Consider the following 19369-nt stretch of genomic DNA (forward strand, 5'->3'; position numbering starts at 1 on the left):
GCGTTGGAGAAACGGCCACGATGAACCCCGCATCGAGGCCGCTTCTCCGCCTTGCGATGCACGCACCTGGACACCGCCCACTGTCAAGCAATCACCGACACGGGACACTAGCGGCTCCGCCCGATCGTGGTGCCGGTTAACGAGGAGTAACTCACCGGCCTGGTGGTCGTTGTAAGACCACTAGTGCCGGTGGTCCTTCGCAGTGGGGCCACCCGTTTGCCCCGGTTGCACTGCGAAGGATGCCGCATGCCTGATGCAGATCCCCCTGCCGTAGAACCATTGGCCCGCAGGGCCTTTCCGGCCCGAATCGGAGTTCTCGGCGCAGCGGTCGGCGCCGGCGGACTCCTGACCCGCAGCCTGCTCAACCCGGCCGACGCCGCCACGAACCAGCTGCTCCCACCGGCCGTCGACCTGATCCGGCCGGTGCTGGCCGAGCTCGCCCGGGACACCCTCAACGGGCTGACCGTCTTCGCGATGCCCGGCCCGGACGCGTACTCCCGGACCCAAGGCACACCGAGCCCGACACCGGGTGCGATGGAGTCCGGCGCGACCGACTTCATGATCAACGCGCTGGACCACTTCGTCCCCTTCCCGGACGCGATCGCCCAACCCGTCGGTGCTGCTCTGGTGACAGGACTGGCGGACTCAGGGCTAGCTGATACCGGTTTGGCGCTGCCCGGACTCTCGGTGCTGCCGGTGGAACTGCGCACCCTCGACCGCGCGCTGGCGGCGTACCTGCAGAGTGACGAGACGTTGCCGCTGTCGTTCCCGATCGCCGGGTTGCTGAACCTGATGGCGACGCAGGTGAACCCGCTCGCGGTGAACGGGCCGCACCTGTCGCCGTTCGCCCGGCTCACGTATGCCGAGAAGGCGGCCGCGTTCGAGTTGATCGAGCGGACGGATTCCGATCTGGTCGCGCTGCTCGACGTGCACTTCCCCGAACCGCTGAAGGCGTCCGTCTCCGGCCTGCTCAAGTTCGTCGGGGGCGCGCTGCTCGAGTTCGCCACCTTCGGCGCGTACAGCGAGTACGGCGTGTTCGACAAGGAGACCAAGGCGCTGCGGATGCGGCCGGTGAGCTGGAGCCTGACGGGTTACCAGCCGGACGGACCCGTCGAGGGCTGGGACGACTTCATCGGCTACTACCAGGGACGCAAGGAGGTGCACGACTGATGCGCGACGTCATCGTGATCGGGGCCGGCGGCGGTGGCCCCGTGGTCGCCAAGGAGCTCGCGGCGAAGGGCCTCGACGTCCTGCTGCTGGAGGCCGGACCGCGGCACGCGAAGCCGCGGGACGAGTGGACCACGTTCGAGGACGACGCGAACAACCCACTGACCGGGTACTTCCGGCCCGGCCCGTCCGACCGGTCCAAGCCGGCCTGGTTCCGGGAGTGGCCGCAGAACTCGTTCGTCTGGCAGCTGTCCGGTGTCGGCGGCACCACCCAGCACTTCTACGGCAACTACCCGCGCGCGTATCCCGGCGTCTTCCAGGGGTACGACGGTGCCGACCGCAACGAGTACGACGTGAACCACCGATTCCCGTTCACGTACGCCGAAATGGTGCCGTACTTCGAATGGGTCGAGGCCACCATGCCGGTGATGACGGCCGCGATGGGGCACAAAGAACAGACCTTCTTCCGTGGTGCCGAGACGCTCGGGTTACCCGTGCAGACCACGAAGACCACGCTCGGTCCGTCGTACCGGCCGCAGGAGAACGCGATCCTGCAACCGGGAGGGACAGCGGGGAAGACGTCCGACAAGAATCTGCTGAACTACCCGCAGGCGACCGGCTGCACCTTCTGCGGTTACTGCTTCCAGGGATGCATGCGGCCGAATGGTGCCCCGCGCAACCAGTTCGCAAAGCGTTCGACGGACAACAGCTACGTTCCGATGGCGTTGACGGCGAACGTGTGGGCTCGGGGCGGTCGCCCGATCGAGTTGATCACGGATGCCTACGTGACCCGGGTCCACGCGGAGCGGCGGCACGGCGTACTGACTGCCACTGGGGTGACGTGGCGGGACAACAACTCGGGTGCCGAGCATCGTGAGGACGCCCGGGTCGTGGTGATGTCGGGTGGCTGTACGGAGAACCCGCGGCTGTGGTTCAACAGTGGCCTGCCGAACCCGAACGGCTGGGTCGGGCGCGGGTACACCGACCATTTCTTCGACTGGCTGATCGGCTCGTTCGACGACTCCACCGGCAACCCGAAGGGTGTCGGATCGAGTGCGCGCCTCGACTTCCCGCCGTACGGGGGACTGGAGAACGTGGGGCTGCCGCCGGCGCTGTCCGCCTTCGCGGGGACCCTGTCGGACTCCGGGATCCGCGGGCAGTACGGGAACGGCCGAGGCAAGACCGGTCCGTGGGACGGGCCGGCCGGTCGCGTTATGGGACCGGAACTGAAGGAGCTGATGGCCGGCGGTATCGACAAGTTGATGACGGTGCTGGTGATCACCGACGACGACGTCGAGCCGGACAACCGGGTCACCCTGTCGGCACTGCCCGCGGACGAGAACGGGCCGATCCCGAAGGTCACCTTCAAACACCGGCAGCGGACCGCCCGGACGGTGCGGAACCGCGAGTTCATGGCCCGAAAGGCCGCTGAGCTGCTGCGTGGCGCCGGGGCGAAGAAGGTGTACCGGATCGACTGGGCGCCGCTGATCCTGCACGTCCAGTCGTCGATGCGGATGGGTGCCTCGGAGCAGAACTCGGTGGTCAACCCGCGGGGTGAGACTCGCGCGGTGAAGCGGCTGTTCGTCGCGGACAACTCGGCCCTGTCGAACGCGCTGGGCGGACCGAACCCGACGCTGACCAGTCAGGCGCTGGCGACCCGGACCGCGGAGAAGATCTTCGCGACGTACTTCGGGGGTGATCCGTGGGTGCGATCGGAATCGCCGGTCGTTTCCACGGATCCCCGGGTCAGCGTGCGGCTGGGACAACTCGGTTTGTGAGTTTTCTTGAATTGATCTGAACCAGGTCGGCGATCTGTCCGTGCTGTGGGTCGAAGGGCAACACCTTCGACCCACACCGAAAGGGATCTTCCGATGTCTGTTCGCAAGCTAGTGCTGCCTGTCCTCGCCACTGGTGTGACGGCCGCTGTCGTCGCCACCGGGTTCGCCTTCGCGCATAGTGAGAAACCTTCTGTGCAAGGCAACGACACCGCATCGCACGAAGGTCACCACTCGACGGAAGCGAACGCCGGCAGCACCGGGTTCGAGACCACGAGCAAGAGTTCGCCGGTCTACTTCGCCGCCGGGCTGGCCGGGCGGAACGAGGTGCCCGTGGCGGGCGGTCCGGCCGTGAACGACCCGGACGGCCGGGCGACCGCGGTGGTCCGGATCAAGGGTGACCAGGTCTCGTACGCCGTGCGCTGGCAGAACATCTCGGCGCCGAAGGCGTTCCACATCCACCAGGGCGCGGCCGGTGCGAACGGCGGGATCAAGGTCGACTTCCTCGGCTCGGACATCCCGGCCGGTGTCCAGGCCGTCACCGGCAGCGTGAAGGTCGCCGACCAGGCCCTGCTCGACTCGATCAAGGCCAACCCAGCCGGGTTCTACCTGAACCTGCACACGGCCGAGTTCGCCGGCGGCGCCGTTCGTGGCCAGCTTCATCCGTTGCAGCGGGCCGTCGACCTCAACGGCGTACTGCACGGGAGCGCGACCGCGAACCTCCAGTCCGTTGCTGACGGCAAGCAGGAGGTGCCGGGGCCGAAGCCGTCCGGAGACAGGGACGGCCGGGCCCAGTGGTTGCTGCGGGCAAGCGGTGACCAGCTGTCCTACACAGCAGTGTGGAACGGTATCAGCGCACCGACCAACGGGCACATCCACAACGGCGTCAAGGGCGTCAACGGGACGATCGCGGCCGACCTCTTCGCCGATTCGGACGGCCTGCCGCAGTCCGTCACCGGGATCGCAGGTACTGCGACGATCGGGACTGAGCTGGTGGGTCAGTTCAGGAAGAACCCGGGAGCGTTCTACTCCAACCTGCACACGGCGGAGTTCAGCGGCGGTGCGGTGCGCGGTCAGCTGGCGAACAACAAGAGCGGCCAGCCCCGGTCGGTGCACGCCGCTGTGGTCGGCGGCTCGCAGATCTACAACTGCGTGAAGCAGCCGGACGGTGGGTTCGCCTTCGGCCAGTTCGGCGTCGCGGCTGTCTTGCGGGAGGGGATCCTGCACTCGTTCGCCAAGCCGGTCGCCGGCCCGCCGCAATGGATCGCGCCGGACGGTACGGCGGTCACCGGCAAGCTCGTCACCAAGTCGGCCAACGGCGCCGGCAACATCCCCGAACTGCTGCTCGAGGCTACGCAGATCGGCGGCCGGTCCGGGATTCTCGCTGACACGACCCAGATCCTCCGCCTGAACACGGTCGGCGGGGTGGCCCCGACCGGCGCGTGCGACCCGGAAAGCCAGAGCATCGCCACCGTCCCGTACCAGGCCGACTACCTGTTCCTCGGCTGATCCACGGGCGAGCATGTCCGTTTGACGAACATCGGCGTCCGGCGCGGTCCTCCCGCCCGGGCGCCGATCTTCTTAGGCTCGGAGTACCCGATCAGGAGGACACCGAGATGACGATCACCGAGAGCCGGCCGGATCTGCCGGCACTGGCGTCGCAGTACGCCGAGAACGGCTTCGTTCTCGTGAAAGGTCTGCTCAGCAAGGCGGAAGCGGCGTACTACCGGGAGACCAGCCACGCCCTGCTGGCCCGGCTGAACCGGGCCGACGACCCGACCTGGGCAGCCGCCCGCGACATGACCGAGGCGCCGACGACGTTGCGGCATCTGCATGATGCGCAGTTCTACGACGCGGCGTTCTCGCGGCTGCTGGTGGACCCGCGGTTCACCGACGTGGCCGCTGCGGTGATGGGCGTGGAGAACGTCCAGTTGCACCACACGAAGCTGTTCGTGAAGCCGCCGGAGAACGGGTCGCCGTTCCCGCTGCACCAGGACTACCCGTTCTTCCCGCACACCCATCACCGGGTCGGCGCGGCGATCTTCCACTTCGACGACGCGCCCGAGGAGAAGGGCTGCGTGCGGGTGATCCCGGGGAGCCATCTCGCCGGGCCGCGGGAGCATGACGAATCAGGTGGCTTCCACCTGCCCGACGTTCCGTTCGAGTCGGCTGTACCGCAACCTGCCGAGGCCGGCGACGTCTTGTTCTTCACGTATCTGACCGTGCACGGCTCGGGGGTGAACGTGAGCGACCAGGCGCGGACGACGTGGCTGGTGCAGTACCGCGACCCGGCTGACCCGCCGACCGTGAAGACGCACGACTTCTCGCTCGGTCAGGGCATGATGCTGCGAGGGTTCGACCCGACCGGCAGGACTGTTTGAGTTTTGGAGTGCTGTTTGAGTCTGGACGGCGTGGCTGCGGCCGAGCGGTTCGTCGACCTCGCGGGACTGCTGGAGTCCTGCGAGGTCGACGGTTTCCGCGCGGACTTCGTCAGCTGGGGGTACTACCGGCCGGAGTACTGGCGCAACTATTGGCACACCCACTCCTTCCACGAGGTCTGTCTCGCCTACGAGGGTGAGGGCCGCTTCAACTCCGGCCCGACCCAGTACGACGTCGGGCCCGGCACCGTGTTCATCGCCCGCCCCGGCGACGTCCACGAGATCGAATCCAGCCAGACCTCACCGCTGGGCATCGCCTTCTGGGGATTCACGTTCCGGGAGGTATCGAATCTCGCCCCGGCCAACGGCTGGTGGTCCGGCTTGACCAGGGCCGACGGACCAGTGGTTTCCACGCAGCTCGGCGGACTCCCGGGGACGATCAGCGCGTTGGCTGCCGAAGCAGCGGCACCACGTTCGGGGTACCAGACCTCCTTAAATTCCTTCGGTGCAGCGCTCGTGCTCGACACCGCACGCGCCTTCGCCCTCGACGACGACCTGTCGGTGGAGCCGGTCGTCCGCAACCGTGGGCCCTTCGTGGTCGAGGCGATGCGTCGCCACCTGTCCGACAACCTGTCCCGTCAGATCACCGTCCGCGAGGTCGCCGCCGCGGTCCACCTCTCGGAGCGGCACGCCGAACGCCTCTTCAGCTCCGTCACCGGCGCCTCCCTGATGTCGACCCTCCGCCGCCTCCGCCTGGAACTCGCAGCTCAACTCCTGCTCGACCCGTCCCTCACGATCACCGCGATCGCCCACGCCTGCGGCTACTCCGACGTCCGCCCCTTCTCCACCGCCTTCCGCCGCCGCTACGGCCGCACCCCGGGCGAGTACCGCCGAACCGGTGGAACGTCCTTCATGCCCCTTGACCTCAACGGCTGAGCGATAGGCGCGGTCACGCTGTGTTTCCGGGCCGTCGCGGACGATCACAGAAGGTTATCCCTCGTTGCGCGGCGGACTCTGGACGGTGGGCGGTGGGCGCTGCTGCAATGCGGTTACTCACCACCCTGTGTTGCAGCCCTGGAGGGAATATGCGCACCAGAGTCCGCCGCGCCGTCGGCGTCATCGCCCTGATCCTGGGTCTCGCCGCCGTACCGTCGCTGTCCGCGTCCGCCATCACCGGCGGCGAACCGGACGGCAACGGCCACCCGAGCGTCGGCCTGATCCTCTTCTACCAGCCCGACGGCCGGTTCCGCTGTACTGCGACGCTGGTCAGCCCGACCGTCCTGGTCACCGCCGCGCACTGCACGCTCGGCACCAAGGGCAAGACCCTGGTCACCTTCGACTCGGTGATCGCGGAGCAGCCGCCGTCGCCGTTCCCGGTCGCCGCCGATCCGGCCAACGGCTACACCCAGGCGGAGCTCGAGGCCGCGGGGTACAAGTCCGGTACGGCGTACGCGCACCCGGAGTACTCGGACTTCACCGACCTGGACAACTGGAACGACGTCGGCGTCATCGTGCTCGATCGGCCGGTCGCCAACATCACCCCGGCCAAGATCGCCCCGACGAACTACCTGAACGCCTACCAGCAGCCCAAGCTGAACAGCACCATCTTCACCTCCGTCGGCTACGGCACCGAGGTCCGCAAGGCCGACTCCGGCCCGCAGAAGCCGACCCCGATGTCGTACCCGCTGATCCGTCGCGTCGCGCAGGAGCCGGGCCAGAAGCTCACCCCGCAGATCCTGCAGGTGAACGGCAACGAGCACGACAACCGCGGGACCGGCGGCACCTGCTTCGGTGACTCCGGCGGCCCGACGTACCACGGTGGCTACGTGGTGACGGTGACCAGCTACGGCTACACCCAGAACTGCCGCTACCTCGACGGCCTGCAGCGCATCGACGTCCCGGTCGTGCAGAACTGGCTGACGACCTTCCCGGGCGTCAAGATCGGCTGACCGCTCGTCGCACCCGGTGCCGCGACTGTCTCTGGCAGTCGCGGCACCGGTGCTATCCTGAGCCTCATGCGAGTGAGCCTGCTCCTTAGTTAGCCGTACTGGCATCAAGGCGCCGACGCGCCGGTCAGTGCGGCGACCCCTCCTGAGCGAGGGGCATCTTCTTTTTAGGGGCACAGTCATGTCTGGGATGCCCTTCTGGCACATTTAGGCTCAACAACACACGAAGCGCAGGAGTAGGACCGTGAGCGAGCAGGTGGAGGACGCCCCGATCGACCGGGGCGGGTACGACTTCAACGCCGTGCAGGCCAAGTGGCGGCCGGTCTGGGAGAAGCTCGACCCCTTCAAGGCCAGGGACGACGGCTCGGCCGAGCGCCGCTATGCGCTGACGATGTTCTCCTACCCGTCTGGCGACCTGCACATGGGCCACGGCGAGGTGTTCGCGCTGCACGACGTGCTGGCCCGGTTCTGGTTCCAGCAGGGGTACGACGTGCTGAACCCGATCGGCTGGGACTCGTTCGGCCTGCCCGCCGAGAACGCCGCGATCAAGCGCAACGAGCACCCGGCGACGTACACCTACGCCAACATCGAGACCCAGGCGGAGTCGATCCGGCGGTACGCGCTGAGCTTCGACTGGTCGCGCCGGCTGCACACGTCGGACCCGGAGTACTACCGCTGGACCCAGTGGCTGTTCCTGCGGTTCTACGAGCGCGGCCTGGCGTACCGCAAGGCGTCGTACGTGAACTGGTGCCCGAACGACCAGACCGTGCTGGCCAACGAGCAGGTGGTCCAGGGACGCTGTGAGCGGTGCGGGTTCGAGGTCACCAAGCGCGAGCTGACCCAGTGGTACTTCAAGACCACCGACTACGCGCAGCGGCTGCTGGACGACATGGACCAGCTGCAGTGGCCGGAGGAGATCCTGCTGCAGCAGCGGAACTGGATCGGCCGGTCGGAGGGCGCGTTCGCGGACTTCACCGTCGAGGGTCACGCCGATCCGATCCGGGTCTTCACCACCCGGCCGGACACGCTGTTCGGCGCCACCTTCATGGTGGTCGCGCCGGATGCCAAGCTGGCCGCGGAGCTGGTGACGCCGGACCAGCAGGAGGCCTTCGACACCTATCTGGCGAAGGTCAAGGGCGAGACCGAGATCGAGCGGCTGAGTACCGAGCGGGACAAGACCGGCGTCTTCCTGGGCTCGTACGCGATCAACCCGGTGACCGGTGAGCGGATCCCGATCTGGGCGGCCGACTACGTGCTGGCCGACTACGGCACCGGCGCGATCATGGCGGTGCCGGGCCAGGACACCCGGGACTGGGAGTTCGCGGAGAAGTTCGGGCTGCCGATCGTACGGACCGTGCAGCCGGAGGACGGCTTCGACGGCAAGGCGTACACCGGCGAGGGCCCGGCCATCAACAGCGCCAACGACGAGATCAGCCTGGACGGCCTGCCGATCGCCGAGGCCAAGTCGACGATCATCGACTGGCTGGAGAGCAAGGGCCTGGGCGAGCGGACGATCAACTACCGGCTGCGCGACTGGCTGCTGAGCCGGCAGCGTTACTGGGGCTGCCCGATCCCGATCATCCACTGCGGTTCCTGCGGTGAGGTGCCGGTACCGGACGACCAGCTGCCGATGGAGCTGCCCGATTTGCGTGGCGCGGACCTGGCGCCGAAGGGGGTCTCGCCGCTGGCGGCCGCCCGGGACTGGGTCGAGGTGGAGTGCCCGAAGTGCGGTGGTCCCGCCGAGCGCGACACCGACACGATGGACACCTTCGTCGACTCGTCCTGGTATTTCCTGCGCTACATGTCGCCGGAGTACACCGACGGCCCGTTCGACCCCGAGGCCGCCGAGCGCTGGATGCCCGTGTACCAGTACGTCGGCGGCAAGGAGCACGCGGTACTGCATCTCCTGTACGCGCGTTTCTTCGTCAAGGCGCTGCACGACATGGGTCTGCTGACCGCGATCGAGCCGTTCACGCGGTTGCTGAACCAGGGCCAGGTGATCAACCAGGGCAAGGCGATGAGCAAGTCGCTGGGCAACGGGGTCAACCTGGGCGACCAGCTGGACGAGTTCGGCGTGGACGCGGTCCGGCTGACGATGGTGTTCGCCGGCCCGCCCGACGACGACATCGACTGGGCCGACATGTCGCCGGGAGGCTCGCTCAAGTTCCTGCAGCGCGCCTGGCGGCTGAGCGGTGTGGTCGAGGCCCCGGTCGGTACGGATCCCGCCACCGGAGACCAGGCGCTGCGCAAGATCACCCACCGCACCGTGGCCGACGCGACCGAGCTGGTCGAGTCGCACCGGTTCAACGTGATGGTGGCCCGGATCATGGAGCTGGTGAACGCCACCCGCAAGGCGATCGACTCCGGCCCGGGTGCGGCCGACCCGGCGGTTCGTGAGGCCGTCGAGACGGTGGCGGTGCTGCTGAGCCTGGTCGCGCCGTACACGGCCGAGGACATGTGGGAGAACCTGGGCCACGAGGCGACCGTCGCGAAGGCGGGCTGGCCGACGGTGGACCCGGCGCTGCTGGTCCAGGACTCGGTCACCTGTGTGGTCCAGATCGCCGGCAAGGTGAAGGACCGGCTGGAGGTCGCGCCGGACATCTCCGACGCCGACCTGGAGCAGTTGGCGCTGGCCTCCGACGCGGTACAGAAGGCGCTGGACGGTCGCGGTCTGCGCAAGGTGATCGTGCGCGCGCCGAAGCTGGTCAACATCGTCCCGGCCTGACAGGCTGCTCAGATGCGTTCTGAGCTGATCGACGTCGGGACCGGGAGCCGCGAGGTCGTCTTCGACCTGACCAGCCGGTGCGAGCAGTTCGTCACTGCTGAGGCCCATCAGGCTCAGGGTGACGGACTGCTGCACGTGTTCGTGCCGCACGCGACGGCCGGGATCGCGATCCTGGAGACCGGGGCGGGCAGCGACACCGATCTGATCGCCGTGCTCGAGAAGCTGCTGCCGCGCGACTTCGGCTGGCAGCACCGGCACGGCACGCCCGGGCACGGCCGGGATCACGTGCTGCCCGCGCTGATCCCGCCGTACGCGTCGGTCCCCGTCCTCGACGGCCGGCTGATGCTGGGCACCTGGCAGTCGATCTGCCTGGTCGACACCAACGTCGACAATCCGCAACGGCAGGTCCGGCTGTCCTGGCTGCCCGGTTAAGGGACTACCGGGTAACCCCGCATTTCCGCATTTGTCTTACTTATCGTGATGTTGCGGGTTGCGTTACTCCGGCGAAACACATTTGGGCTTGAATACTCTGCATGGCGGCATTCGAATCCCTGCGCGAACACTGGCTCGGTGTCGGTACCGAGCTGATCGTCCGGGCCACCCGGAGTATCTGCGACGGCAGCGTTCTGAATGCCGACCATGGTCGAGCGGCGACCAGTGCGCGGATCGAGGAGTGGTCGTCGGTGCTCCCGCTCTACCAAACTGACAATTCTTCGGAAACAGTCCGATTCAGCGCCTGAGTCGCGCATTCTTGCGACGTCAGGAGTGACGTTGTCATTTTTGATTTTCAACCTTTTTGTGGGCTTCTGTTCGATCGGTGCCGGCCGGGTGGTGTGACCGTCGACGCACCGGGTGCGTCCGTTATCCGAGCCCCTGTCACGCTATGTTGTGCGGTGGACAGGTGAGGCTCTGAAGGGGTGACGGGCTTGTCGGACACGGATGGCCGGGCTGACGGACGGCGCAGTTTCGCCGATCTGTTGCTCGACCTGAGGGTCCAGGCGGGCCTCTCCCAGGAGGAGCTGGCCGAGCGCGCCGGGCTGAGCGTGCGGACCATCCGCGAGCTGGAGGCTGGCCGGGTGGCGCGGCCCCGGAAGGATTCCGTCCGGCTGCTCGCCAAGGGTCTCGGCCTGCAGGAAGGCGATGCGGAGAGGTTCCTGGCCGCCGCTGGGCACGCCATCGTGCGCCCGGTCGTCTCGGTGGCCGACCCGGCGCCGATCGGGTTGCGCTGGCGCGGGACCAGGCCGATCCCGGACGGGCTGGTCGGTCGTGAGGAGGAACTGCTCGAGCTGGAGGACCTGCTCCGGCAGAACCGCCTGGTCACCCTGGTCGGACCGGGTGGGGTCGGCAAGACCGAGCTGGCGCTGGCCGCGGCGGACCGGTTCTCGGGCGCGGAGACCACCGTTGTCGTCGTCGACCTGACCACGGTGCAGCGCGACGCCGCCGTACCGTCCGCGATCCTCGACGCGTTCGGGACGGCGCCTGGTACGTCGGACCTGGACGATGTGTTGTCCGGCCGGAAACCCGGCGACCTGGTGATCGTGGAGGACAACGCCGAACACGTACTCGACGGAGTGGCCACCGTTGCCAACCGGATGGTCCGCAGCTTCCCCGGGATCGGCGTGCTGGTCACGTCCCGGATCCCGCTCGGTCTGCCGGACGAGGTCGTACGCCGGGTCCAGGTGCTCGGCGTACCGGCGAACGACAAGGACCTGGACGAGATCGCGGCGAGCCCGGCGGTGGAGATGTTCGTCCGACGGGCGGGTCGGGTCCGGCGGGACTTCGAGCTGACCCCGGAGAACGCGACCACAGTGGCCCGGCTCTGCCAGCGGCTGGACGGGTTGCCGCTCGCACTGGAGTTGGCGGCCGCGCGGGCCGGCTCGTTGTCGGTCGAGACGATCCTGGCCGCGCTGGACGACAGGTTCCGGTTGCTGTCGGGGCCGCGACGGTTCGGGGCGCCGCATCAGCGCACGCTGGCCGACACGATCGCGTGGAGCGTGGACACGTTGTCGGATGCGGCCCGGCAGTTGCTGTACCGCGCGTCGATGCTGGGGTCGCCGTTCACGCTGGACGCGGTGGCCGGGATCTGCACGGGTGCGCCGATCGACCCACTGGACGTGCCGATGCTGCTGGCCGAGCTGGTGGACAAGTCGTTGTTGCAGCCGGTACCGGAGTTCGAGCAGCTCTACGGTGCGCGGTACAAGATGCTGGAGACGATCCGCGAGCACGCGTACGCCGGGTTGTCCTCGCAGGACGACGACCTGGCGGTGTTCCGCGATCGTGCGGTCGCCTGGTGTTCGGAGTACGTGAAGGGGCTGGAGGGCGCCTGGGCGAGCCCGGACCGGGACCGCCGGTACCGCGCGGCGAACGCGAACTCGGCGACCTTCGAGGTGGCGCTGGAGCGGGCCGCGGAGCTGGGGGAGTGGGACCAGGCGGCGCAGATCGTGCTCGGGTTCCGGATCGCTTGGCAGTACCAGGCGAGTGTGGCGCAGACGGGAATCCGGTGGGCCGGCGAGTGCGCGGAGAACGTCGAGGACAAAGAGGTCAGCGGGATGCTGCTGGCCATCGCCGGCCGGTTGTCGAACCTCACCGGTGACGTCCGCGCGGCCCGGCGGCACTACGGCGAGGCACGGACACTGATCGCGCCTACGTCCGAGATGGGACTCGTCGCGCGCGGGGGATGGGTGTCGTCGGGGTCGCTGTTGCTGAACACGTTGATTCTGGCCGAGATACCTCCGCTGGTCGCCGACGCGCGTGAGCACGGGAACGTCCAGCGGTCCACGACGGTGCAGGCGATCTGCGGACTCGCCCTGGCGCGGTGGGGACGGCTGCCGGAGGCCAAGGAGTTGCTGCTGGCGTGGGAGGCGGCGCTGGCGAATCCGGGCGTCTACCCGGACGAGATCGGGTACCTGGCGCTCAGCCGGATCTCGCTGGAGTTGGGGGATCTGGGGGAGGCGCGGCGGTTCGCGGAGCTGGCCCGGGAGATCCAGGCGTCCGACGACCCGGAGCGGACGAAGGTGGCCGGCTGCCTGGCGATGGTCGAGTACCACGAGGGCCGGTACGCCGAGGCGCAGGCGCTGCTGGACGAGGCCGACGCGGACATCCGCGGACACCGGGGGTACTTCGACTACCTGGTGATGCTGTACCGGAGTCGGCTGGCCCGGCGCTCGGGGGACCTCGTGCTGGCGCGTGCCTCGATCAAGGATGCGGTGAGCCGTCTGCTGGTCGAGGGCCGTGTGGTCTATCTCCTGGACGTGCTGCCCGAGGCGGTCGCAGTACTGCATGCAGCGGGGCAATCCGCGGAGGCGGACACGCTCTGTGGTCAGTTGCTGGCGTGGCAGCGGACGATGGACCCGCCGATGCTGCCGTCTGCCTGGGCCATCCTGCAGGAGTCGTGCAAGACCGCTTCGGAGGCTTCGGGTTGGCCCTCGGCGGACCCCGCGGAGGCCGTACGTCGGCTGGCGGACGACGTACTCACTGCCCTTTCATGACGCTGCTTCGCTGAAGCTGCCGGGGTAACTACCGGTAGTTCTGCCTCGTCCTGACATAGCGGCCGGAACCAAGATTGAGCCCAGTAGGACAGGTTCCACGAGACAGAGACCGATGCCGGGCTCGGGCATCACTGGGCAGCGAATTGGGGTGGTCACCGATGGCGAGGCAACCGCGGTGCACCGTACTGCCGGGGAAGATTTCGGGCCTGGTTGAAGCGACGCGGAGGGACTCCGACGGCTGGACGGTGGGGGCGCCGAACGGTGGTCGAGAGCTCCGGAGTGCTGCGTCGTGCGGACCTGTCCTACCTCACGCCGGGTGCCGTGCACCGTCAGGGCACAGGCCCCCGGGGCGGAGTCCCAGCAGCGGCCGAGCACACGACACAGGGGACGAGTGCCGGCCCGGCCGATCCGACTACCGCGCAGGGTTGGACGCCTGCCGGTGGGTCGGCCGCTGGGGCTCCCCGGGCTAGCGCATTTGAGCTGACAACCAGGGGGGAGTCAGCTACCGGCGGGGGCGGCGGCCATTGGAGGGGTTTGGCCGCCCTCTCGTCGTTTCGTCATGTCCTTGGGGTCAGGACTGCGGCCTTGTCGAAGGCGTAGCCGACCATCCAGTGCGGCTGTAGCCGGCAGTAGACGATGTCCGGGCCCCAGCTCGACGGGGAGCTGCCATAGTGCGCGGTGAGGTGCTCCTCGATCTCTTCGAAATCCGGGTGCTCCGGGGTGAGGAACTCCACCGTGCCGTGGCTGAACACGCCGATCCGCTCGCCGTCGACGTACGAGATGCTGGCCGCGGGCCTGACCCGCAGGTGTTGCGCCTTGGCCGCGCTCCCGGCCGTGGTGAACACCCAGCGCGCGTGCAGGAAGTGACCGTCGACCGCGCTGATCCGGGGCTCGTTGTGGGCGGTCACGGTGGCCAGGTTGAGCGTGCACAGGCCAGTCAGGACCTGGGCCAGGTCGTTCGCGTCCAGGCGGCGCTTGTCGGTGATGATGGCGCGCAGATGCTCGGTGGAGCGCCCATAGGCAGCGTCGAGGAGCCGCTGCAGTTCGGTGAGTTCCTCGCTGGTCTCCTTCATTCTTCGGAGTCTGACACCAGGCGCCGACGAAAACTGTCCGGTAACCTCGCTCCATGTCAGCCCACGTGCACGTCGTCACGGACTCCACCGCGGGGCTGTCGGCGCACGAGGTGCTCCGCCACCCGCTGACCGTCGTACCCCTGCAGGTGGTGATCGGCGGCACGTCGTACGACGACGGCGCCACCAGCGCGTACGCGGTCGCCGAGGCGCTCAAGACCTTCACCCCCGTATCGACCAGCCGGCCGGCACCACAAACCTTCACCGACACGTACGCCGCCTGTGCGGACGCCGGCGCCTCCTCGATCGTGTCGATCCACTTGTCCGGCGACATGTCCGGCACCTTCGAGGCAGCCATGATCGGCGCGAAGGAGTCCCCGATCCCGGTCCGGGTCGTCGACTCCCGCTCACTGGGGATGGGCCTGGGCTTCCCCGTCCTGGCGGCCGCCGCAGCCGCCGCCGAAGGCGCGACCCAGTTTGAGGTCGAGGCGGCCGCGCGAGCCCGGATGGCCACGGTCTCCGCCTACTTCTACGTGGACACCCTCGAGTACCTCCGCCGCGGCGGCCGAATCGGCGCCGCCCAAGCCCTCCTCGGCACCGCCCTGGCCGTGAAACCCCTCCTCACCATCAGCGGCGGCCGCATCATCCCGCTGGAGAAGGTACGCACCTCGAGCCGAGCCATCGCCCGCCTTGCCGACATAGCCGTCCAACGCGCCGGCACCGGCCCAGTCCAGGTAGCCGTCCACCACCTGGCCAACCTCGACAAAGCCCAAACCCTCGCCGACGGCCTCTCCGACCGCCTCCCCGAAGCCGACGAAATAGTCCTCCGAGAAGTAGGCGCAGTAATAGGCGCCCACGTAGGCCCCGGCCTCCTGGCGGTAGTAGTAGCCCCCCACTAACCCACGCACCCCAACCCGCCCCAACCCGAGCTCGCGCCACCTGCGCTCCAGACCCTGCGCCCGCCCCCAGCCATCCTGCGCCCGCGTCACCTGCGCCCGCGTCACCTGCGCCCGCGTCACCTGCGCCCGCGTCACCTGCGCACGGCGCCCCGGCCACCCGGACCCGTGCCTCCGCACCGCGCCCCGGCCACCCGTACCCGTGCCTCCGCACCGCGCCCCTTCGCCTCGCGCCTCCGCCGGCTCCTCTCCTCACGTCTGTCCACAGGCTCGAAGATTCGTCCGGCCGGACGGCACTTCACCCGTACCTTCCCTGACGTGAAGATGTCCCGCCGACCTCCAGCCCCGGACCCGGCCGACCGCCAGCGCTCGCTGGCCCGGCTGCGCGCCGCGGTGCCCGCGAGACCGGCCGACGAACGGGAGGAACAAGTGCGAGGTGGCTGGATCCCCGACCCCGTCCTACCCGACCGCCTCCGCGGCACCCGCTGGACCCTGACCCCACGCCACGTCGCGGTGATCTCCCTGGTCCTCCTCATCGGCCTCCTCTGGGCCGGCTGTTCCGTACTACGCTCCCGCCCCCACCAAGTCCCCAACCCCCAACCCCCGGCAACCCTCACCACCGGCTCCCCAGTAGCCGCTCCATCCACCCAACCCTCTCCGGGATCGTCACCCACCAGCACCCCACCCGCGATCGTCGTCCACGTAGCTGGCAAGGTCCGAAAACCCGGCCTGATCCGCACCCACCCCGGCGCCCGAGTAGCCGACGCCCTCACCGCCGCCGGCGGCCCCCTCCCCGGCACCGACCTGACCACCCTCAACCTCGCCCGCCCCCTCACCGACGGCGAACAGATCCTCGTCGGCCTAACCGCAAGCTCTCAATCCAACGCCCTCCCACCCGGCACCACCCAACCAGGAGCCCCCACCTCACCCACCCAGGTCGACCTGAACACCGCGACCCTCGCCCAACTAGAAACCCTCCCAGGCGTAGGCCCCGTCCTAGCCCAACGAATCCTCGACTACCGCACCCAGAACGGCCCCTTCACCACCATCGACCAACTCCAAGAGGTCCCCGGCGTAGGCCAAAAGAAGTTCGACTCCCTCAAACCCCATGTCCGCATCTGACCGCCACAAGCCCGCCCCCGACCACCCCACCCCAGACCCCCCGACTGCAGACCAGCCGACTGCGGACCAGCCGACTGCGGACCAGCCGACTGCGGACCAGCCGACTGCGGACCAGCCGACCGCGGACCAGCCGACCGCAGACCAGACCGAGCCCGAGCATCCGATCGACGCCCGCCTCCTCCTGCCGGCGACAGCGAGTTGGCTCACCGCAGCAGTCCTCACCGCCCAGCCATCCCACGTCTCCTTCATCACCGCCGCCTCTGCCACAGCCCTCGGCCTAGCCCTGACAGCCATCTCCACCCACCTCCGCCGTCGCCATCTCCCCACCCGCGACCACCTCCGCCACCTCTCCACACGTCACCTCCCCACCCGCGACCACCTCCGCCACCTCTCCACACGCCACCTCCCCACGCGCCAAGGCGTTCGTCACCACCTCCGCCACGTCTCCACCCGTCACCGCGTCCCTCACCTCTCCACCTGGCTCGCCATAGCCGCAGTGATCGCAGCCATGGCCTGCGCAGCCGCACTGCAGGTCAAGAAGCTCAACAGCGGCCCGGTAACAGACCTGGCCGCCTCCAACTCCACCGCAAAGCTCCGCCTGAAACTCACCAGCGACCCAACAATCAGAAGCACCCCAGGCGCCCGCCGCCCGCCCTACGTAGTCATCCGGGCGACCGTCCAAGAGATCACCAGCAAAGGAGAGACCACCCGAGTCCGCAGCCCGATCCTGGTGATCGGCTCACCGGCCTGGCAGCACGTCCGCCTCGGTCAGCACGTAGAGACCCGTGGCCGCCTCAGCCCCGTCGACCCAGGTTCCGACGTCGCCGCGATGCTCTCCGCCCGCGCTTCCCCACATGCCCTCGACGAACCACCCTGGTGGCTCCGCGCCGCCGAACACGTCCGCGCCGGCCTGCGAGAATCGGTCGCGGGACAGCCGACAGACGTGCGCGGCCTGGTCCCCGCACTTGTCATGGGCGACGAATCAGCCCTCCCCGCAGACCTCGTCGAAGACTTCGAGACCACCGGGTTGACTCACCTCTCGGCGGTCTCGGGCACCAACCTCACACTCCTCCTGGCATTCGTACTCCCACTGGCCCGCCTCATCGGAGTACGAGCACGCGGCCTGACCGTCGTAGGTGTGGTGATGGTCGTCGTGTTCGTAGTACTCGCCCGTCCCCAACCGAGTGTCCTGCGTGCCGCGGCGATGGGACTGGTCGCACTCGCAGCGATGACCAGCGCCCGCGGCCAACGACGCGCAGTACGGAGTCTGTCGGTCGCCGTGATCGCCTTGCTCCTCCTCGACACCTCACTCGCCCGATCCGCCGGATTCGCCTTGTCGGTACTGGCAACCGCCGGAATCGTCCTCCTCGGACCAGGCTGGCGAGATGCCTTGGCGGCCTGGTTGCCGGTGCGGGTGGCCGAAGCGATCTCCTGCCCGCTCGCCGCACAGCTGGCCTGTACTCCGGTCGTCGCCTGGCTGTCCGGCCAAGTCTCAATGGTCGCGGTCGCCGCGAACCTCTTCGCCGGTCCAGCAGTCGGCCCCGCAACCATCATCGGCTTCGGCGCGGCCGGTATCGCCCTGCTCAGCGCCGACCTCGCCCGCCTGGCCGGCTGGCTCGCGAGCTGGCCGGCTCGCTGGATCATCCTCATCGCCGAGAACGGCGCCGACCTCCCCGGCGCCACCAACCACTGGCCGGCCACCGTCCTCGGAGTCGCCGTACTCACCTTGCTCTGCCTTGCACTGGTCCTCGGCCTCCACCGAATCCTGGCCCACCCAATCGCCATGCTCCTGGCGATCGCCCTCCTGGCCGTCCTCGTACTGCGTCCCGTCGGCCGCGTCGGCTGGCCCCCGAAGGACTGGGTACTCGTCATGTGTGACGTCGGCCAGGGCGACGGCCTGGTACTCCGCGTCGGACCGGGCTCAGCCGTCGTCATCGACACCGGCCCCGACCCCACTCCGATGGACCGCTGCCTCCGCGACCTCGGCATTCACCACATCCCCGTCCTGGTCCTCACCCATTTCCACGCCGACCACGCAGGCGGTCTGGCCGGCGCGATCCACGGCCGCCGGATCGACGAGATCGAGGTGACGCCGTACCTGTCCCCACCCGCCGAACACCGCCGCGTCCTCGACCTCGCCACCACGCACCGCATCCCCATCCGTCCCATCACCTTCCGCGAACACCGCTCGATCGGCCCTCTCACTTGGACCACCCTCTGGCCCGCCCGAATCCCCGCTCTGCCCGGACCAGGCTCCACCGCGACGTCCACCACCGAAGGCTCACCCGAGAACAACGCCAGCATCACTCTCTTGGTCGAGACAGCCGGAGTCCGCATCCTCCTCACCGGCGACCTCGAACCCGAATCCCAGCGCGCCATCCTCGCCACCCACCCCGACCTGACCGCCGACGTCCTCAAGGTCCCGCACCACGGTTCCGCCCAACAAGACCCCACCTTTCTGGCCGCTACCCATGCCCGCCTCGCCCTGATCTCCGCCGGCCGCGACAACGACTACGGCCACCCCGCCCCCCGAACGCTCGACCTCCTAACCCGCCAAGGCATGACAGTCGCAAGAACAGACACCAAGGGATCTGTCGCAGTCACAACCATCTCCGGCCACCTAGCCACCACCTCCAACGGCCCTTCACCCTGACGATCTGGACACCGTCCACGATTACTTGCTAAGAGCAACCAACAGCTTAGAAGTCCCAACCAGAGCAGCAGATTCCCGCCCACGACAGCCGCCTCTCGATTTGATTGGATCGAACATGCGTTCTAATCTAGACACATGAACGCGATCAC

The 19369-nt window shown here is 68.4% G+C and carries 14 protein-coding genes; 13 read left to right on the forward strand and 1 reads right to left on the reverse strand.

What is annotated here, in order from left to right:
- The first annotated feature begins 246 nt into the window (after positions 1-246).
- From EV643_RS40865 to EV643_RS40910, 10 genes are all read left to right on the forward strand, one after another.
- A complete protein-coding gene (locus EV643_RS40865) occupies positions 247-1170 on the forward strand; it encodes a hypothetical protein (protein ID WP_133805612.1) in 924 nt (307 codons plus the stop codon).
- Positions 1170-2945, forward strand: a complete 1776-nt coding sequence (locus tag EV643_RS40870; protein ID WP_133805613.1) for a GMC family oxidoreductase N-terminal domain-containing protein — start codon at positions 1170-1172, stop codon at positions 2943-2945. Before EV643_RS40865 ends, EV643_RS40870 begins: the two co-directional genes overlap by 1 nt.
- A gap of 93 nt (positions 2946-3038) precedes the next feature.
- A complete protein-coding gene (locus EV643_RS40875) occupies positions 3039-4451 on the forward strand; it encodes a CHRD domain-containing protein (protein ID WP_133805614.1) in 1413 nt (470 codons plus the stop codon).
- A gap of 107 nt (positions 4452-4558) precedes the next feature.
- Complete coding sequence (locus EV643_RS40880) at positions 4559-5323, forward strand: phytanoyl-CoA dioxygenase family protein (RefSeq protein ID WP_133805615.1); 765 nt, start codon at positions 4559-4561, stop codon at positions 5321-5323.
- Between the two features lie 15 nt (positions 5324-5338).
- Entirely contained in the window at positions 5339-6256 is a 918-nt protein-coding gene (locus EV643_RS40885) for a helix-turn-helix domain-containing protein (protein ID WP_133805616.1), read from the forward strand.
- 149 nt (positions 6257-6405) lie between these two features.
- Entirely contained in the window at positions 6406-7269 is an 864-nt protein-coding gene (locus EV643_RS40890) for a S1 family peptidase (protein WP_133805617.1), read from the forward strand.
- 253 nt (positions 7270-7522) lie between these two features.
- Positions 7523-9991, forward strand: coding sequence for a leucine--tRNA ligase (gene leuS / locus EV643_RS40895; RefSeq protein ID WP_202870009.1), 2469 nt, complete (start codon positions 7523-7525; stop codon positions 9989-9991).
- Positions 9992-10003: 12 nt separating this feature from the next.
- Entirely contained in the window at positions 10004-10423 is a 420-nt protein-coding gene (locus tag EV643_RS40900) for a YjbQ family protein (RefSeq protein WP_133805619.1), read from the forward strand.
- Positions 10424-10524: 101 nt separating this feature from the next.
- Positions 10525-10731 (forward strand): hypothetical protein, encoded by a 207-nt coding sequence (locus tag EV643_RS40905; RefSeq protein WP_133805620.1) that lies wholly within the window; start codon positions 10525-10527, stop codon positions 10729-10731.
- Between the two features lie 177 nt (positions 10732-10908).
- Positions 10909-13479: an ATP-binding protein gene (locus EV643_RS40910; RefSeq protein ID WP_370452438.1), complete on the forward strand. Its 2571-nt coding sequence runs from the start codon at positions 10909-10911 to the stop codon at positions 13477-13479.
- Positions 13480-14036: 557 nt separating this feature from the next.
- Here the strand turns inward: EV643_RS40910 and EV643_RS40915 are convergent.
- Positions 14037-14552, reverse strand: a complete 516-nt coding sequence (locus tag EV643_RS40915; RefSeq protein ID WP_133805622.1) for a pyridoxamine 5'-phosphate oxidase family protein — start codon at positions 14550-14552, stop codon at positions 14037-14039.
- 53 nt (positions 14553-14605) lie between these two features.
- On the opposite strand from EV643_RS40915, the gene EV643_RS40920 reads away from it, so the two are divergent.
- The 3 genes from EV643_RS40920 (at position 14606) to EV643_RS40935 (ending at position 19220) form a co-directional block, all read left to right on the forward strand.
- On the forward strand, positions 14606-15448 hold the full coding sequence (locus EV643_RS40920; protein ID WP_133805623.1) for a DegV family protein: 843 nt from the start codon (positions 14606-14608) through the stop codon (positions 15446-15448).
- A gap of 321 nt (positions 15449-15769) precedes the next feature.
- Positions 15770-16567 (forward strand): ComEA family DNA-binding protein, encoded by a 798-nt coding sequence (locus EV643_RS40925; protein ID WP_238166153.1) that lies wholly within the window; start codon positions 15770-15772, stop codon positions 16565-16567.
- Positions 16554-19220 carry a ComEC/Rec2 family competence protein gene (locus EV643_RS40935; protein ID WP_238166152.1) on the forward strand — a complete coding sequence of 889 codons (2667 nt, stop codon included), beginning with the start codon at positions 16554-16556 and terminating at the stop codon, positions 19218-19220. Before EV643_RS40925 ends, EV643_RS40935 begins: the two co-directional genes overlap by 14 nt.
- Positions 19221-19369 lie beyond the last annotated feature (149 nt).

The sequence above is a fragment of the Kribbella caucasensis genome, assembly GCF_004361855.1.
Classification (GTDB): Bacteria; Actinomycetota; Actinomycetes; order Propionibacteriales; family Kribbellaceae; genus Kribbella; species Kribbella caucasensis.

Bases quoted from the DNA above. Each gene is read 5' to 3' on its own strand.
- EV643_RS40865 (WP_133805612.1), top strand. From the start codon at position 247: ATGCCTGATGCAGATCCCCCTGCCGTAGAACCATTGGCCCGCAGGGCC.
- EV643_RS40870 (WP_133805613.1), top strand. From the start codon at position 1,170: ATGCGCGACGTCATCGTGATCGGGGCCGGCGGCGGTGGCCCCGTGGTC.
- EV643_RS40875 (WP_133805614.1), top strand. From the start codon at position 3,039: ATGTCTGTTCGCAAGCTAGTGCTGCCTGTCCTCGCCACTGGTGTGACG.
- EV643_RS40880 (WP_133805615.1), top strand. From the start codon at position 4,559: ATGACGATCACCGAGAGCCGGCCGGATCTGCCGGCACTGGCGTCGCAG.
- EV643_RS40890 (WP_133805617.1), top strand. From the start codon at position 6,406: ATGCGCACCAGAGTCCGCCGCGCCGTCGGCGTCATCGCCCTGATCCTG.
- EV643_RS40900 (WP_133805619.1), top strand. From the start codon at position 10,004: ATGCGTTCTGAGCTGATCGACGTCGGGACCGGGAGCCGCGAGGTCGTC.
- EV643_RS40905 (WP_133805620.1), top strand. From the start codon at position 10,525: ATGGCGGCATTCGAATCCCTGCGCGAACACTGGCTCGGTGTCGGTACC.
- EV643_RS40915 (WP_133805622.1), bottom strand. From the start codon at position 14,552: ATGAAGGAGACCAGCGAGGAACTCACCGAACTGCAGCGGCTCCTCGAC.
- EV643_RS40920 (WP_133805623.1), top strand. From the start codon at position 14,606: ATGTCAGCCCACGTGCACGTCGTCACGGACTCCACCGCGGGGCTGTCG.
- EV643_RS40925 (WP_238166153.1), top strand. From the start codon at position 15,770: ATGTCCCGCCGACCTCCAGCCCCGGACCCGGCCGACCGCCAGCGCTCG.
- EV643_RS40935 (WP_238166152.1), top strand. From the start codon at position 16,554: ATGTCCGCATCTGACCGCCACAAGCCCGCCCCCGACCACCCCACCCCA.